The organism is Aquabacterium sp., from assembly GCF_035476535.1.
Lineage (GTDB): Bacteria > Pseudomonadota > Gammaproteobacteria > Burkholderiales > Burkholderiaceae_C > Pseudaquabacterium.
Map to the genome: position 1 here is coordinate 1 of NZ_DATILJ010000270.1, position 15877 is coordinate 15877.

12 protein-coding genes are annotated in these 15877 nt (G+C 68.4%); 4 read left to right on the forward strand and 8 right to left on the reverse strand.

Annotated features, from left to right (window positions below):
• The 7 genes from VLK61_RS26675 to VLK61_RS26705 form a co-directional block, all read right to left on the reverse strand.
• Positions 1-987, reverse strand: a 987-nt coding sequence (locus VLK61_RS26675; RefSeq protein ID WP_325425737.1) for a GGDEF domain-containing protein, incomplete at its 3' end; no start/stop codon positions are given.
• 36 nt (positions 988-1023) lie between these two features.
• The gene (locus VLK61_RS26680; protein ID WP_325425739.1) at positions 1024-7608 is read right to left on the reverse strand and encodes an Hpt domain-containing protein; all 6585 of its coding nucleotides are present in this window, start codon (positions 7606-7608) and stop codon (positions 1024-1026) included.
• Between the two features lie 19 nt (positions 7609-7627).
• Positions 7628-9970, reverse strand: a complete 2343-nt coding sequence (locus VLK61_RS26685; RefSeq protein WP_325425741.1) for a methyl-accepting chemotaxis protein — start codon at positions 9968-9970, stop codon at positions 7628-7630.
• A gap of 63 nt (positions 9971-10033) precedes the next feature.
• Positions 10034-10561, reverse strand: coding sequence for a chemotaxis protein CheW (locus VLK61_RS26690; protein ID WP_325425743.1), 528 nt, complete (start codon positions 10559-10561; stop codon positions 10034-10036).
• Positions 10562-10589: 28 nt separating this feature from the next.
• A complete protein-coding gene (locus VLK61_RS26695; protein WP_325425745.1) occupies positions 10590-10955 on the reverse strand; it encodes a response regulator in 366 nt (121 codons plus the stop codon).
• A 41-nt stretch (positions 10956-10996) separates the two neighbouring features.
• A complete protein-coding gene (locus VLK61_RS26700) occupies positions 10997-11380 on the reverse strand; it encodes a response regulator (protein WP_414636871.1) in 384 nt (127 codons plus the stop codon).
• A gap of 104 nt (positions 11381-11484) precedes the next feature.
• Positions 11485-11637, reverse strand: a complete 153-nt coding sequence (locus tag VLK61_RS26705; RefSeq protein ID WP_325425808.1) for a rubredoxin — start codon at positions 11635-11637, stop codon at positions 11485-11487.
• 182 nt (positions 11638-11819) lie between these two features.
• Between VLK61_RS26705 and thiD the strand changes: the two genes are divergently transcribed.
• The 4 genes from thiD to VLK61_RS26725 all read left to right on the forward strand — a co-directional run bounded on the left by thiD (position 11820) and on the right by VLK61_RS26725 (position 15401).
• Positions 11820-12785, forward strand: coding sequence for a bifunctional hydroxymethylpyrimidine kinase/phosphomethylpyrimidine kinase (gene thiD / locus VLK61_RS26710; protein ID WP_325425747.1), 966 nt, complete (start codon positions 11820-11822; stop codon positions 12783-12785).
• On the forward strand, positions 12775-14058 hold the full coding sequence (hemL, locus tag VLK61_RS26715) for a glutamate-1-semialdehyde 2,1-aminomutase (protein WP_325425749.1): 1284 nt from the start codon (positions 12775-12777) through the stop codon (positions 14056-14058). The genes thiD and hemL overlap by 11 nt, the downstream gene beginning before the upstream one ends.
• A 198-nt stretch (positions 14059-14256) precedes the next feature.
• Positions 14257-14451, forward strand: a complete 195-nt coding sequence (locus tag VLK61_RS26720) for a hypothetical protein (RefSeq protein ID WP_325425751.1) — start codon at positions 14257-14259, stop codon at positions 14449-14451.
• A gap of 116 nt (positions 14452-14567) precedes the next feature.
• Entirely contained in the window at positions 14568-15401 is an 834-nt protein-coding gene (locus tag VLK61_RS26725; RefSeq protein WP_325425753.1) for a D-hexose-6-phosphate mutarotase, read from the forward strand.
• On the opposite strand, the gene VLK61_RS26730 is transcribed toward VLK61_RS26725, so the two are convergent.
• Positions 15402-15869 carry a DUF6152 family protein gene (locus VLK61_RS26730; RefSeq protein ID WP_325425755.1) on the reverse strand — a complete coding sequence of 156 codons (468 nt, stop codon included), beginning with the start codon at positions 15867-15869 and terminating at the stop codon, positions 15402-15404.
• Positions 15870-15877 lie beyond the last annotated feature (8 nt).

Sequence of the window (15877 nt, forward strand, 5' to 3'; positions counted from 1 at the left end):
CTCACCCCGCTGCACCAGTTCGGCATGGCTGCAGACCTGGTTGCGGCCATGCGTCTTGCCCCAGTAGACGGCCTTGTCGGCGCGTTCGAATGCGGAACTGGGCGTGTCGCCTGGCTTCAGCTCGGTGAAGCCCACCGACACCGTGATGCGCCCGACCTGCGGGAAGGCATAGGCCGCAACACTGGCACGCAGGCGCTCGAAGGCGCGGCCGGCGTCGGCATCGCTGCCGCAGCGCATCAGCACGACGAATTCTTCGCCGCCAAAGCGGTACAGCCGGTCGTGGTAGCGGAAGCAGGAACGCATCAGCCGCGACAGCAGCAGCAGCACCTCGTCGCCGATCAAGTGGCCGTAGGTGTCGTTGACCGACTTGAAGTGGTCGATGTCCAGCACGCCGATGTAATGCGTCTGCGCACTGCCCCGCACGCGCCGTTCGCCGCTGGTGGAGGTGCTGCCTTCCGGCGATTGGCCGGAGAGCTTGTAGAAGGCCTCGTCGAAGGTCTTGCGGTTGAGCAGGCCGGTCAGCGTGTCGCGTTCGCTGTAGTCCAACAGGCTCTGGAAATTGCGGTAGATGCGCAGGATGCTGGCCACCAGGCGCTGCTGCTCGGCGTCCAGCGGCTCGGCGCTGTCGATTTCGACGACACCGGCCACATCGCGGTCGGTGAACAGCGGGAACACCGTGACATGCGGCGTGCCGGACACGCTGACCATCTCGTGCGTGTCGATGGCCGCGACGCGCGCCGGAAAGTCGTCCATCACCGGCAGGCTGTCGAACTCCACCCACAGCGGGTCGGCCGAGGCCGCGGCTTCCAGGGCTTCGAGCCGGGCCCGGGTCAGCCAGCGGCGGTCGCTTTCTTCGCCGACACAGCGGTGAATCGCCACCCGCAGCGGCTCCAGCAGATCGCGCAATGCGCCCGCCAGCGTGGTGTCGAGCACATCACGATCCCGAAAGCCTGTCAGTTCTGCGAGATGGTCGACTACCTTGGACATGGGGTGGTTACGCGCGTCACCCGCAACATCACGGGCTCAAGCCGGCGCCACGCGGCCTGCGTAGTTTGCCACCAGCGCCAGCAACTCATCTTCGGCAAAAGGCTTGCCGAGGTAATGGTTCACACCGAGTTCTGCCGCGTAATCGCGGTGTTTTTGGGCGATGCGCGAGGTGATCATGATCACCGGCAGGTTCGCCAGGCGAGCATCGACGCGCATATTGCGCACCAGGTCGAAGCCATCCATGCGCGGCATTTCGATGTCGGTCAGCACCACGGCGGGCAGTTCGTCGGCCAGCCGTTCCAGGCCTTCGAGGCCGTCCTTGGCAACAACGACGCGGTAGCCTTCACGCACCAGCATGCGCTGGCTGACGCGGCGCACGGTGAGCGAATCGTCGACCACCAGCACCAGCGGCGCCAGGTTGGCCTTCTGCTGTTCGACGATCTGCTCGGCGTTGCGCCGCGCTGCTTCCATCGCCGCGACGGTGGCCGCGCGGGCCGACGCGCCGTACAACGTCGCCAGCGCCACCGGGTTGTAAATCAGTGCCGGCGAGCCCGAGGGCAGCAGCGTCATGCCGGTCAGACCGGGCAGCCGCGACAGCTGCGGCCCGAGGTTCTTGACCACCACTTCCTGGTTGCCCATCACTTCGTCGACATGCAGCACCAGGCGCTGCGCCGCGCTGCGGATCACCACCACCGGCGCAGTGCGGCCGCTGGCCTGACCGAAGGCCGTGCCTTGCAGCAGCGCACCGAGCCAGAAGAACGGCAGGTCGTGACCGGCCAGGGCGTAGCTGCCCTGCTGGTAGGCCAGGTTCAATTCGGCCGCCGGCGCCCGGCGCACGATCTCGACCAGCGTGGACGGCACCGCCACCTTCAGCTCGGCACAGCGCAGCATCACCACCTGCGTCACCGCGGTGGTCAGCGGCAGCACCAGCTTGAAACTGGTGCCCTGGCCCGGGGAGGTCGCGGTTTCGATGCGGCCGCCCATCGCGTTGACGTCGGCACGCACCACGTCCATGCCCACGCCCCGGCCGGCCAGACCGGTCACTTCGTCGGCGGTGGAGAAACCGGGATGGAAGATCAGCCCGGCCAATTCGGCATCGCTGGGCTGCGCCTCGGCGCTGAGCAGCCCGGTGGCCCGGGCTTTCTCACGGATGCGCTGCAGGTTCAGGCCGCCGCCGTCGTCACGGAAATCGACGCCGACTTCATTGCCTTCCTGCGTCACCGAGATGGTGATCGCGCCGGTCGCTTCCTTGCCCGAGGCCTGGCGCCGCTGCGGCGCTTCGATGCCGTGCACCACGCTGTTGCGCAGCAGGTGCTCGAACGAGCCGGTCATGCGGTCGAGCACGCCGCGGTCGATTTCGATCGAGCCGCCGATGATGTCCAGCCGCACCTGCTTGCCGGTTTCCTTGGCCGCCTGGCGCACCACGCGATAGAGGCGCTCGGACAGGCCTTCGAACTCCACCATGCGCGTGCGCAGCAGGTCGTCCTGCAGGTCGCGGGTCAGCCGCGCCTGAGTCGCCAGTTCGTCTTCGGCCGACTGCAGCGTGCGCTGCAGACCGCGCTGCACGGTAGCCACGTCGTTCACCGACTCGGCCATCATGCGCGTGAGTTCCTGGAAGCGCGTGAAGCGGTCCATCTCCAGCGGGTCGAACTCCTGCAGCGCGGCACGCGCCGCTTCCATGCGGGTGCCGATCTGGGTTTCCGCCTGCAGTTCGATGTCGCGCAGCTGGCGGCGCAGCCGTTCCAGGTTTTCCGTCAGATCGCCCAGCGAGCCCTTCATCTGCGCCACATCGGACTCGATGCGGGCTCGCGTGATCGTCACCTCGCCGGCATGGTTGACCAGCCGGTCCAGCAAGGGCGCGCGCACCCGCACTGCGGCGGTGTGGGCGCCGGTGCCGCGGCGATTCTCGGTGTCGTCGGCGGCGATCACGGTGCGATCGAAACGCGCCCAGTCGATCGGCCGCGGCGCCGCGGCTGCGGGTAGGCCGGCCGGGACTGGCCCGGCACTCGACACGGCGGCAGCCGCAGGCACCGCCGGGGGCTCGATCGGCAGCAGCGGTGCCGGCGCGGTATCGGTCTCCGGCACCGGCTCCATCACCGCTTCGATGACCCGGCCGGACAGCGGTTCGACCGGGTGCTCGACCAACTCATCCAGGCCGCCATGGATGGAACTCGGCGGCACGATGCCACCGCCGCGACGCAGCGCTTCGAAGTGCGCTTCGATCGCATCGGCGCGCGACACCAGCGGCTCGATGTCGTCGGCCTGCGGATGGTCCGAGGCCAGCAGGTGCTCGATGGCGGTTTCCAGCCGGTGCGCCATCTCACCCAGGTGCATCGCACCGGCCAGTCGCGCCCCGCCCTTCAGCGTGTGCAAGGTGCGCATGCAGGCCGACGCGGCAGCGGGCTCGCCAGGCCGGCGCACCCAGTCACGCAGCCGGGCCTGCAGCTGCGGGATCAACTCTTCGCCTTCTTCTTCGAAGATTGGGAACAGCTCGTGGTCGATGGCGTCGACCGCGTCGATGTCCTCGTCGGTGTCCAGCGCATCACGGCGCACCGCGGCCGGTCGCGCCGGCGCATCGGGCAGCGCGGTGAAGGGCATCAGCGCCGGCTGGCCGAAGTCGCCGAGCACGGTCGACATCGCCGTGTCCCCAGCGTCCTGCGGCAGCGGATCGGGCTCGTCGGACAGCGTCAGCGAGGCCTCGTGCGGCGCGTGCTCCAGGTCGAAGACCTGTTGCATCAGCCCCGGTTCGGCGGGGCGCAGGAAACCGGCGGCAAACTGATGCAACAGGCGGCGCACTTCTTCGGCCGCGTGATTGAAGATCACCGCCTCGTCGCCACGGCCATGCCCACGGTCGTTGGAGCGCATCAGCGCATGTTCGAGCGAGCGCGCCAGCTGTGACAGGTCGGCATAGCCCACGGTCGCCGAACTGCCGGCCAGCGAATGGGCCAGCGCGACTGCGCTGTCGCCCACCGGTCGATGCTGCTCATGCGACCACTCGGCCAACTCGGTGGACAGGCGCCGCGACAGCTCATCGGCCTCGTTGAGGTAGATATTGAACAGCGGGATGTTGATGCGCAGGTCACCAATGACCTTGACCTGCTCGGCGTCGGTGTCCTCGGCCGGGATCTCGGGGGGCGCGATTTCCGGCGCGGCATCGACCTCGGGCGACAGCAACGCGTCGACAGCCAGCAGCGGCTGGCCCGGCATGGCGGGTTCAGCCTCGTCGGCCGCGACGATAGGCGGTTCAGCCCAGGCTTCGGATGCCAGCGGCTGCGGCACGGGTGCCGCAGGCTCGTCGGCGACGATGTCGACCGCGGCGATGGCGCCGGGTGCCATGTCGTCCAGCACGATGTCGGTCGTGGGCGCCTCGGCCTCGGCCTCGACCGCGTCCGCTGCGGCAGCGACGACGTCCTCGTCGGCCACAACCCCCTCGGCCGCAGGCTCGGCGATCTCTTCCGAGACCGGCGCCAGGTCGGCCAGCAGCTCCGCCGGCAACGCGCCGGGCAGCTCATCGCCGACGCCGGCCAGCACACCATCCCAATCCGAGATCTCGATCGCTTCGGCCACCTCCAGCAAGGCCTGCGGCTCGGCTGCCGGCGCGGCTTCCGCGGCGGGCACCAGCAGTTCGTCGGACGACAACTCGGGCAGGCCCGGCAGATCGAGTTCCAGCGTGTCACCGCTGGAGGCGCTGATCACCGTGGCTTCGTCGAGCGGTGCGGCGGCGGTGTCGGCGGCATCGGCCGGCGCTGCCTCGACCGGCTCGAGATCCAGGTCCAGCACCAGGTCGGTCAGCGGCTCGATCGTTGCGGGGGCAGGCGGCGTCAGGTCGACGGTTTCGGGCAGCGTCAACTCGAAATCGAGGGCGTCGAACTCGACCCGCTCGGTCGCTGGCAGGGCCGCCATTTCGGAGTCGAGCACCGGCAGCGGCCGCGTCAAGTCCAGGTCGCTCGCCCGGGGCAGATCCGGCACCAGCGTCTCCAGCGACGGCAGCACCAGGCCCTCGTGCTGTTCAACCGGCGCGTGCAGCGGTTCTTCGTCGGCGGCGTCGACAAGCGCCGCCACCACCGGCTCGGTGACACCGGACAGTTCGATCGCCGGCACTGCCTGCAGCGGCAGCCGGCGATGCTCCAGCCGCAGCGCATCGGCCGCGTGCGACACCGGCTCGTGGCGGAACGGGCCGGCCTGGTTGGCCTCGATGGCCGACACCCATTGTTCAAAGTGGTCCAGCACCTCGGTGCTGAAGCCACGCAGATCGGCGTCGGCACTGGCCGATTCGGCCAGCCGGGCGTTGAACAGCTGCTCGCAGGCCCAGGCGGCCTCGCCGAACTCGCCGAGTCCCACCATGCGCGAACTGCCCTTGAGCGTATGGAAAGCACGCCGCAGGGTGGTCATCGCGCCCAGGTCGTCATGGCGCTCCTGCAAGTCGGCCAGCGCGCCGCGTGCGGTGCCCACCACCTCGCGCGCTTCCTCGAGGAAGATCTCGCGCATTTCGGCATCGTCTTCGAGCCCGGTTTCGCCGGGCGCCGTGGGCGGGCCGGCCGGCGGCACAGGCCGCGCCGGCGTCGGCTGGGCCGGCATCGCCTCGACCTGCGAAGCGACAAAGTCGGTGATCGAGGCATCGAGCTGGCGCGCCGCCGTGTCCAGTGCCTGCTCGCCCGGGTCGTGGGCCATGGTGCTGTGGGCACGACTGGCGGCCTCGGCCAGGGCCGGCTGATCGGCGGCCCGCGCCTGCTGCGACAAGCGCTCGAACTCGCGCGCCAGGTGCTCGGCATCGGCGCCCGGCAAGGAGGCCGCCTGCACCAGCGATTGCGCCTGCTCCACCAGCGCCGGCGAATCGTCGGCGACAGTGTCGAGCTCGGCAAAGCCGGAGCTGCGTTCGGCGCGCTCCATCACGGCGCTGAGGTTGCCGCTGACCGGATCGAAGCGGAACAGCGACTTGGCCAGCTGCGGCTGCACGCTGACCATGTCGATCAGGAAGCTCAAGGCGCCCAGGTTGTCAGCCAGCCGGTCGAAGGTGCCGACCTCGGCGGCGCGCGCCGCATCGACCTCCGTGTTGGCCAGTTCATCGATGTCGTCGCGCATGCGCAGCACGGCCTGCGAGGCCTGCTCCATGCCCAGCACCGACAGCACGCCGCGCATTGCGCCCAGCTGCGCCGGCACCGGAATCAGCAGTTCGCGCTGCACCGGGTTGCGGAAATACTGGTCGATCTGCTTCTCGACCTCGGACAAGGATGCGCGCAATTCCTGCACGACGCTGCCCATGGTCTGGCGGTCGGAGACGCGCCGGTACAGGTCTTCCATCCAGCGCTCGAGCGGCCCGGGATCGCGGCCGTTGCGCACATCGTCGATGCGCTGCGCCAGGCGCTGAATGCGCTGCGGCATGTCGGGATGGTCGAAATCGCCGTCTTCCAGCGACGCGTCGACATACAGCAAGGCTGTCGCCACCTCCATCGCCAGTTCAGGCGTGGGTTCGCTGCTGGTGTTGACCGACTGCGATGAAGCGCCCTGCAAGGCGCGCGACAGTGTGTCGCCATCGGCATACAGCCGGGCCAGCGAATCGCCGACCAAGGCGAAGGGCTCGCTCAAACCGGGAAGCCGCGCCAATTCGCCAGCGGCCACGGCGGACCAGCACTCTTTCGCTGCGGCCACGCGCTTGCGGGCTTGCGCGATCCAGGCCGGGTCGAAACGACCCAGGCGCGGCACCTCATAGTCCACCGGCTGCTCGCCCTCGAGGCCGAACGCGCGGCGCACTGCAGCCAGGCGCGGGCCGGGCTGCCGCCCTTCACCCACGGCGACCTGGGCGCAGAAGAACAACAGGTCCTGGGCCAGGCGGTCGGAGGCTTCGGCACGCTGGCCGGCGCGCAGCTGGGCCAGCAGGCGTGAGCCGACTCGCTTGCTGTAGAGGTCGGTCGGCAACAAGCCCTTGGCCTGGGCCTCGAAGAACGCCGCCGCCAGCTTCCACAAGGTGGCCAGCTCGGTCTGCGCGGCAGCACCGAGGCCTGCGAACAGCGCGCTCATGCGCGTGGCCGCGGCAGGCGCGGGTCCGCGCATCAGCCACAACAACTCCGATTCCACCCGCGACAGCGTGGCCTCGTCGGCCTCGCGCGGTTCGACATCGGCCTCGCTGGGCAGCGACTGCCATTGCCATTCACGGCTCCACAGGTCGGCCGGATGCACGCGGCTGGCGCCCGCCAGCTCCTGCAAGGCCTTGTACTGCGGGAACATCGACAGCGGCGAAACCTGCTTGCCGGCCAGGCGGCGCGACAGGAAATCGAGCAGCGCAAACGATCCCTGCTCGATCGTGCGCACGGCGGCAGTGGTGATCAGCTTGGGCCGCGCGGCCAGGCGCGTCAGCGCGGCCTCGGCCGCGCGCAGCGGGTTGGCCGCCACGCCCAGGCCGACCAGTTCGAGCGCGCCCACGCTTTGATGGATCTGCGTGCGCGCGATGCGCAGCACCGCCGGGTCGATGGCTTCGACGTCCGAAGCGCCGGTCGCTTCCGCTTCCTTCAGGTAGCGGTACAGCGCCTTGTGCGCGTTCTCGAGCGAACGGCGCAGTTCGTCGTACACCCAGGCCAGGGTGCTCAGGTCGTCATTCATGCCGGAGTCGAGCGTCGGGGCCATGGTGATCCGCGCCGCCGCTTCAGCCGATCTTGAACCGCGCGACGGACTGCTTCAGCTCTTCGGCGGACCGCGACAGCTCCCGCACCATTTGCGCGGTAGAACGCGTGCCTTCGCCGGTTTGTTCGGTCACCGCGAAGATGTGCTGGATGTTGCTGGCCACCACGTTGGCGGACTCGGCTTCGCTGAGCGCCTGGGTCGAGATGCTTTCGATCAGTTCGGCCAGCTGCCGCGTCACCCGGTCGATGTCGCCGAGAGCGGAACCGGCCGCGTCGGACAGTCGGGCACCATCGACCACACCCTGTGTCGAGCGCGCCATGGCGGCCACAGCATCCTGCGTGTCGGTCTGAATGGTCTTCACCAGCGCCGAGATCTGGCGCGTGGCGTCGGCAGAGCGTTCAGCCAGCCGCTGCACTTCTTCGGCCACCACCGAGAAGCCCCGACCCGCTTCACCGGCCGACGCGGCCTGGATGGCGGCGTTCAGCGCCAGCACGTTGGTCTGCTCGGTGATGTCCGAAATCAGTTCGGTGATTTCGCCGATCTCCTGCGACGATTCACCCAGCCGCTTGATGCGCTTGGAGGTTTCCTGGATCTGGTCGCGGATGGAGTTCATGCCGCCGATCGAGTTCTGCACCGCGGTCAGGCCGGTCTCGGCCGCTTCCAGCGAGCGCCGCGCCACATGGGCCGACTGCTGCGCCTGCGCCGACACGTCGTTGATTCGGGCCGCCATCTGCAGCACCGATTCACCGGTCTCGCGGATCTCGCGCAGCTGTTCGTCGGAGGCGGCGAGCAGTTCGGTCGAGGTGCTTTCCACCTGCTGCGTGGTGTCGGTCACGCGGCCTACCGTGCCTTGGACCTGGGCGACCAGCGTGCGCAGCTCTTCCACCGTGTAGTTGACCGAGTCGGCGATGGCGCCGGTGATGTCTTCGGTCACCGTGGCCTGCTGCGTCAGATCGCCTTCGGCCACCGCCTGCAGTTCGTTCATCAACCGCAAAATGGCCGCCTGGTTGGCGTCGTTGACGCGCTTGGCTTCCTGCTCCTGGCGCTCGGCTTCCTGGCGCTGGGCTTCGGCGAGCAGTGCGCGCTGCGCCTGGTCCTGCACATACAAGCGCAGGAAACCCCAACCACCGACCGCCAGCAACACCACGCCCAGCAGCATCGCCAACAGGTGCAGCGCACTGAAGCCGCCTTCCTTGGTCAGGCGCTCCTGCACCGCTTCCAGGCCCTTGCGCAGCGGCTCGCTGTCCTGCACCACCGCGACCTGCGCTTCACGCGCGGTGACCAGGCCCTGCAGGTTGCCCAGGATGGCGCTGGCCTGGGTGCGGCTTTCTTCGTATTGCTTGATCAGCAGTTGCAGGCGTTCCTTGGTCTGAGCGTCCTTGGTGCCGGGCAGACGCAGTTCGGGATTGCCGTTCAACAGGCCCTCGGCAATTTCGCGGAAGGAGTTCAAGTCTTTGCCGAGCAGGAACACCGCCTCGGGGCTCACGCCTTCCATCGTCAGGAATTCATTGGCGCTCTTGCCGATGCGCTGCGTCAGCATGACCAGCTGACCGACCGCGGAGAGTTCGGCCGGCGCCGCGTTCTGCTGCAGCTTCAGCGACGAAATGGTCTCGGCCGTTTCCAGCAGGTCGGACGACTGGCGGTTGATCGCGCGCAGCGCTTCCCCCAGCAGCGTCAAGGTCTTTTGCTGCGCGAGCACATGGTTGGCGCTCTTTTCGGCGCGATCGACCAGCGGCAGCAGCGGCGTCACCGCGTCCTGCACGGCACCGGGCACGGCCTGCAGATCGGCGTCGCCGTTCTTCAGTGCGCGCACGTTCTTGGCCAGCACCGCCGACGATTCCTTCACCTCGGCAAAAGCCTGCGGGCTGCCGAACAGCGCCTGCGACACCGCCTTGGCGAGCCGCTGCGACTGCATCAGGGCCTGGCCGGTGGCGCCCACCTGGCCGGCGTTGCGGTTGGCAGCGGTCAGCGCAAAACCCACCGCGGCCAGCAGCACCAGCGCGCCGGCAGCGATCAGGAAAATCAGGATGCGCTGCTGCTCGGGCAGCGAACGCTGGCCGATGAAAGGCAAAGCCGAAGCGGTCGCGCCGCCGGCGGCCACTGCCGCCATGCCGCCGGGCTGCAAGCGTGATTCGACGAAGTCAGGCGCCAGCTCGGAGGGCGCGGCCTCGGAGATGATCGATGAATCGCCCCCCGTCGGCAGCGCATTCATGTCCAGCGTGACGTGTCCCTGGGCGCCGGCAGCCGTGTCCTGGTGGGGTTCTTCGCCCTCGGCATTGGCCTGCAATTCGTCGAAGCCGGCCACCGGCTCCGCCTGATCGCCCTTGCCCCACCCCTTGCCCTTGAGTTTGTCCAGCAGGCCCATGACGTTTCCTCTTCGTTCTTGCCGCGTGGCCGAATCTGCTTCGGCGCCAGCGAGCCGGCGGATTCAGCCGGCGATGCCCAGAAACTGTTGTTGCCCCGCCAGTTCGGCGAGCCCGATTTCTTGCCACACTTTGCCGCCAGCATCGGCCCATCGCGCCGCCGCGAACGCCGGCCGATCACTGGATTCACTGTCTTCGCGCCGCATGTCGGCGGCATGGCGCAGGCCTTCCAGCCTGTCGACCAGCACCGCGCAGTTCATGCCCAGCGACGCATTCAAGGCCACCAGATGCGCCTGCTCTCGCGCCGGACCTTCCGGTGGACGGACACGCAGGCCGAGGAAGCCGGCGAGGTCGATCACCGCGAACAGGCCGCCGCGCAGGTTGGCCACGCCCACCATCCAGGGCTGGGTGTGCGGCACCGGCATCACCGTGCCGATGTCGAAGATCTCGCCCGCCTGTTTCAACGGGAACAGCACCCCCTGACCGGCGCAATCCACCGCCAGCCAGGACACGCCCGGCTTCTCGGTGCGCACCGCCTGCATGCGCTCGGCGAGCCGGCTCTGGAGTTCTCGCAGTGCTTCCTTTTTGGCCATGGCGTGGTGTGTGACGGCGGGATCGAGATCAGTCGAACTGCTTGATCTTCGCGATCAACTCGTCAGCCACCACCGGCTTGACCACATAGTCCTTGGCGCCCTGGCGCATGCCCCAGACGCGGTCGGTTTCCTGATTCTTGCTGGTGCACATGATCACCGGCACACCGGTAAAACGCGGGTCGCGCGTGATCGTGCGGGTGAGCTGGAAGCCGTTCTGGCCCGGCATCACCACATCCATCAGGATCAGATCGGGCTTTTCCTCGGCCAGCCGGCGCATCGCTTCTTCGCCGCTTTCGGCAGTGCGCACGCTGTAGCCGCGTTTGGTCAGCAACTCGGACAGGAAATGCAACTCGGTCTTCGAATCGTCGACCAGCAATATCTTATGGACGGGCATCGTTTCACTCCTCCCGCGTCAGCACCGCGCCGCGCGGGCCATCATGATTGTGGATGAAGCGGGACCGCCGCAGCACGGCCGAACTGCTGCACCGCACGCAGCAACTGCTCTTTCGTGAAAGGCTTGGTGAGGTAGTCCTCTGAACCCACCATGCGCCCGCGCGCTTTGTCGAATAGGCCGTCCTTGGACGACAGCATGATCACCGGCACATGGGCGAAGCGCGGGTTGCGCTTGATGATGGCGCAGGTCTGGTAGCCGTCGAGCCGCGGCATCAGGATGTCGCAGAAGATCAGCTGCGGGTCGTGGTCGTTGACCTTGGCCAGTGCGTCAAAGCCGTCCTCGGCCAGCACCACCTCATGCCCGCCCTGGCGCAGAAAGATCTCCGCACTGCGGCGAATGGTGTTGCTGTCGTCGATCACCAGCACCCGGGTTCCCGCAGGCGCTACTTCCGGAACGGGGATCTCCACCTCGGCGGCTCCTCATCGGTGTCACAGCAGACGGTGTTCACTGGGGCCACGAGCAGCGTGGATCAGATCTGCACCATCTCGAAATCCTCCTTGCGGGCACCACACTCGGGGCAAGTCCAATTCATCGGGACTTGGGCCCAGGTGGTGCCTGGAGGTATACCGTGATCGGGGTCGCCGGCTGCTTCGTCGTATATCCAGCCGCAGATAAGGCACATCCAGGTGCGCGATTCGGTCACGGTGCGAGGTCGGTTCACTACAATGAAGCGGCGATTGTAGCCACGCGCGTTCGCCAAAAGACAAGGGCTCGTAGGCACATGCACAACATTCTTCAATTCTTTCTCGAGGTCGGCGTGACACTTGCACGGTCGACTTCGGGGAACCACTGACACCCCTGCCCATGAACCCAGACGCACCCGCCGGCGACCCCCAAGCCGAAGCACTGCAGGACCCGCCCGCTCCGGCTTGCGTGATGAGCTTCAATGCCGCCGACGCCTCGGGCGCGGGCGGCCTGGCCGGCGATGTCGCGACGCTGGCCGCGATGGGCGCGCACGCGCTGCCGATCACCACCAGCATCCTGCTGCGCGATTCGGCCGAGATCTTCGACCAGCACGCCATCGATCCCGACGTCGTCGCCGAACAGGCGCGCACAGTGCTCGAGGACATCACCGTCACAGGCTGGAAGGTCGGCTTTCTCGGCAGCGCCGAGGGCATCAGCGCGGTGGCCGAAATCCTGTCGGACTACCCCGATGTGCCGCTGGTGTCCTACCTGCCGAACCTCGGTTGGCTGGAAGACGACGTGGCCCAACCCTATCTGGAGGCCTTCCGTGAACTGATCCTGCCGGCCACCGAGGTGCTGGTCGGCAATCACAAGACGCTGACCGATTTCCTGCTGCCCGACTGGGACAGCGAGCGCCCGGCCTCGGCCCGTGAACTGGCGGTGGCGGCCGGCGAACGCGGCACGCGCTATGTGCTGGTCACCGGCATCATGCTGGCGGCCAAAGGCAGCGACCAGTTCATCGACAACGTGCTGGCCTCGCCGCAAGGCGCACTGACCGGCGAGAAGTTCGAGATGTTCGAAGCCTCCTTCGTCGGCGCCGGCGACACCTTGTCGGCCGCGCTGGCCGCGCTGCTGGCGGCCGGCAGCGAGCTGCAGGCCGCCGTCGGCGAAGCACTGGCCTTCATGGACCAGAGCCTGGACGCGGGCTTCCGCCCCGGCATGGGCAGTGTGGTGCCGGACCGCTTCTTCTGGGCCATGCCGCCTGCCGAAGAAGGGGCCGAAGGCCCGCAGGGCGGCCCCGAGGTACCCCCCGAACCCGAAGCCGCGGAAGGCAAACCGAAGGGGGCGCCGCGCCGTGTCCACTAATCAGGAACTGTTCGAACGCGCCCAGCGCGTCATTCCCGGCGGCGTGAATTCTCCCGTGCGCGCCTTCCGCGCGGTGGGCGGCACGCCCCGCTTCATCGCCCGCGCGCAGGGCGCCTACCTATGGGACGCCGAAGGCCAGCGCTACATCGACTACATCGGCTCCTGGGGGCCGATGATCCTCGGCCATGGCCATCCGGCGGTGCTGGAAGCGGTGCAGCGGGCCGCGGCCGAAGGCTTCAGCTTCGGCGCACCGACCGAGCGCGAGATCGAACTGGCCGAGGCCATCATTGCGTTCGTGCCGGGGCTGGAGCAGATCCGGCTGGTCAGCTCCGGCACCGAAGCGGCGATGAGCGCGATCCGCCTGGCCCGGGGCGCCACCGGCCGCGCCAAGCTGATCAAGTTCGAAGGCTGCTACCACGGCCATGCCGATGCGCTGCTGGTCAAGGCCGGGTCCGGCCTGGCCACCTTCGGCCACCCGACCAGCGCCGGCGTGCCACCGGAAGTGGTGCAGCACACCATCGTGCTGGAGTACAACAACCTGGCGCAGCTGGAAGCCGCGTTTGCCGAGCACGGCCGCGAACTGGCCTGCGTGATGATCGAGCCGATCGCCGGCAACATGAACTTCGTGCGCGCCAGCGTGCCGTTCATGCAGCGGCTGCGCGAGCTGTGCACGGCCCATGGCGCCTTGCTGGTGTTCGACGAGGTGATGACCGGTTTCCGCGTCGCGCTCGGCGGCGCGCAAAGCGTCTACGCCAAAGTGATCCCCGGTTTCAGGCCGGACATCAGCGTGTTCGGCAAGGTCATCGGTGGCGGCATGCCGCTGGCGGCCTTCGGCAGCAGCCGCGACATCATGCAGCAGCTGGCCCCGCTGGGCCCGGTGTACCAGGCTGGCACCTTGTCTGGCAACCCGGTGGCGACCGCCTGCGGGCTGGCCACGCTGCGCGAAATCGCCAAGCCCGGCTTTTACGAAGCACTGGCGGCCCGGACGCGCTCGCTGGTCGATGGCTTGACCGCCGCCGCCCGCGATGCCGGCGTGCCCTTCGTCGGCGACTGCGAAGGCGGCATGTTCGGATTCTTCTTCGCCGGCAGCCTGCCGCAGCATTACAGCGCGGTGATGGCCACCGACAAGGAGCGTTTCAACCGCTTCTTCCATGGCCTGCTGGCGCGTGGCGTCTACCTGGCGCCGGCGCTGTATGAAGCGGGTTTCGTCAGCGCAGCCCACAGCGACGACGACATTGCCGCGACAGTGGCCGCGGCCCGCGCGGCGCTCTGAGCCGACGCCCGGTAGCGGCCGAGCCCGAGCTCGCCGCGCCCTGCCAGCTGCGCCTGAGTCTGCGCTGGTCCGCCGGGGCCGTCTGACGATCTCGATTGACCTTGTCTTGACGATCGCTTGACGGTCGCTGTCGACACTGCAGGTCTTCGCCGAGGGCAGCACCCGCAAGCCCCGACACCCATCCTTCCGGAGACCGCCATGACCACCGACTTCTGCCACGAACGCCTCGCCGACCGCCGCCTGCTGCGCGCCACGCCAGGCCAGAACGGCACGCCGATGCGCCGCCTGAGCGACCTGGACGACGAGGCCTTCGAGCGCTTCATTCAGCAATTGCTGGCCGAAGCCGCGCGGCAGCCCTGCCTGGAGCTGGCCGCCTGGCCGGCCATGGCCTGAGCGGCACGCCGGTGCGGCGCCGTCCGCCGGGGGCGGTGAATAATCGGCGCCATGCAAGCAGTCATTCTCTGGAACGTCCCCGCTCCCCCTGCCCGCCTCGGCCATGAGGTCCGCCGATGATCGAGCCGGTACAGGTGCTCGGCCAGCCGGCGATGCGGCTGCGCGCGCCCGATGGCGCGCAGGCCACCGTGCTGCTGCACGGCGCGCACATCGTGTCGTGGATACCGGCCGGCGATGTCGAGCGCCTGTACCTGTCGCCGCAGGCCGTGGCCGGCGAGGGCCAGGCGGTGCGCGGCGGCATTCCGGTGATCTTTCCGCAGTTCGAAAAGCGCGGGCCGCTGCCGCGCCACGGCTTCGCGCGCAACCGCGCCTGGCAATGGGTCGAAGGTGTGACCCGCGGGGGCCATGTCATCGGCGTGCTGCGCCTGGGCGACGACGAAGCCACGCGCGCGCTGTGGCCACACCGCTTCGAAGCCGAGCTGAGCCTGAGCCTGTCGGGCCTGCGGCTGGACGTGGAACTGGCCGTCACCAACACCGGCGACTCGACGATTGCGTTCACCACCGCGCTGCACACCTACCTGCGCTGCGACGATGTGCGCCGGGCACGCCTGGGCGGCTTGTATGGCCTGCGCTACTTGGACAGCCTCAGCGGCCAGGAACAGCGCCACGAGATCGACCCGCAGAGTTTTGTCGGCGAGATCGACCGCATCTATTTCGACACCACCGGGCCGCTGTCGCTGTCGACCGCCATGGGCCGCATGAGCATCGAAACCGAGGGGTTTGCCGACGCCGTGGTGTGGAACCCCGGCCCGGACAAGGCCAAGTCGCTGGCCGACCTGCCGGACGACGATTGGCTGCGGATGTTGTGCGTCGAAGCCGCCTGCATCGGCCACCCCGTGCGCGTGGCCCCTGGCGAAGAATGGTCCGGCCGTCAGGGCTTCGAGGCCTGATCAGGCAGGAGAGGAGCGCAGCGCGTAGGTTTTGCCGCCGAACCACAGGTATTCGGCGCGCAGCACGGCCTCGCCCTTTTCGCCGTGGAAGGTGAAGCCCAGCACCGCCAGGCTGTCGCCGACCTTGATTTCGGGGACCTGCCAGGCCTGCATGCGCGTCAGCGGCGCGAACTCGATCTCCCAGCGCTTGTCTTTGCGGGTCGGCAGCACGGCCGCGGCCAGCAGTTGCGGCCCCTCCACCGGCGCCGATTGCGCCGGCAGAGCGCGCTGCTTCAGGTCGGCCGGCAGGGCCAGCGTTGCCGACAGCTCCAGTTCCAACTCGACGTGCGGGTTGCGCCAGGCCACCTTGCCGGCCTTGCCTTCCAGGTAGATCGGACGGGTTTGATCGAAGCTGCTCCAGCCATGGTGGGCGCGGGCCAGCCCGCTGCTCAGCCCGGCGGCGCACACCAACAGGGATCGACGTTGCATAAGGACCT

Bases quoted from the DNA above. Each gene is read 5' to 3' on its own strand.
- thiD (WP_325425747.1), top strand. From the start codon at position 11,820: ATGAACCCAGACGCACCCGCCGGCGACCCCCAAGCCGAAGCACTGCAG.
- VLK61_RS26695 (WP_325425745.1), bottom strand. From the start codon at position 10,955: ATGCCCGTCCATAAGATATTGCTGGTCGACGATTCGAAGACCGAGTTG.
- VLK61_RS26725 (WP_325425753.1), top strand. From the start codon at position 14,568: ATGATCGAGCCGGTACAGGTGCTCGGCCAGCCGGCGATGCGGCTGCGC.
- VLK61_RS26705 (WP_325425808.1), bottom strand. From the start codon at position 11,637: ATGTGCCTTATCTGCGGCTGGATATACGACGAAGCAGCCGGCGACCCC.
- VLK61_RS26690 (WP_325425743.1), bottom strand. From the start codon at position 10,561: ATGGCCAAAAAGGAAGCACTGCGAGAACTCCAGAGCCGGCTCGCCGAG.
- VLK61_RS26680 (WP_325425739.1), bottom strand. From the start codon at position 7,608: ATGGCCCCGACGCTCGACTCCGGCATGAATGACGACCTGAGCACCCTG.
- VLK61_RS26730 (WP_325425755.1), bottom strand. From the start codon at position 15,869: ATGCAACGTCGATCCCTGTTGGTGTGCGCCGCCGGGCTGAGCAGCGGG.
- VLK61_RS26720 (WP_325425751.1), top strand. From the start codon at position 14,257: ATGACCACCGACTTCTGCCACGAACGCCTCGCCGACCGCCGCCTGCTG.
- VLK61_RS26685 (WP_325425741.1), bottom strand. From the start codon at position 9,970: ATGGGCCTGCTGGACAAACTCAAGGGCAAGGGGTGGGGCAAGGGCGAT.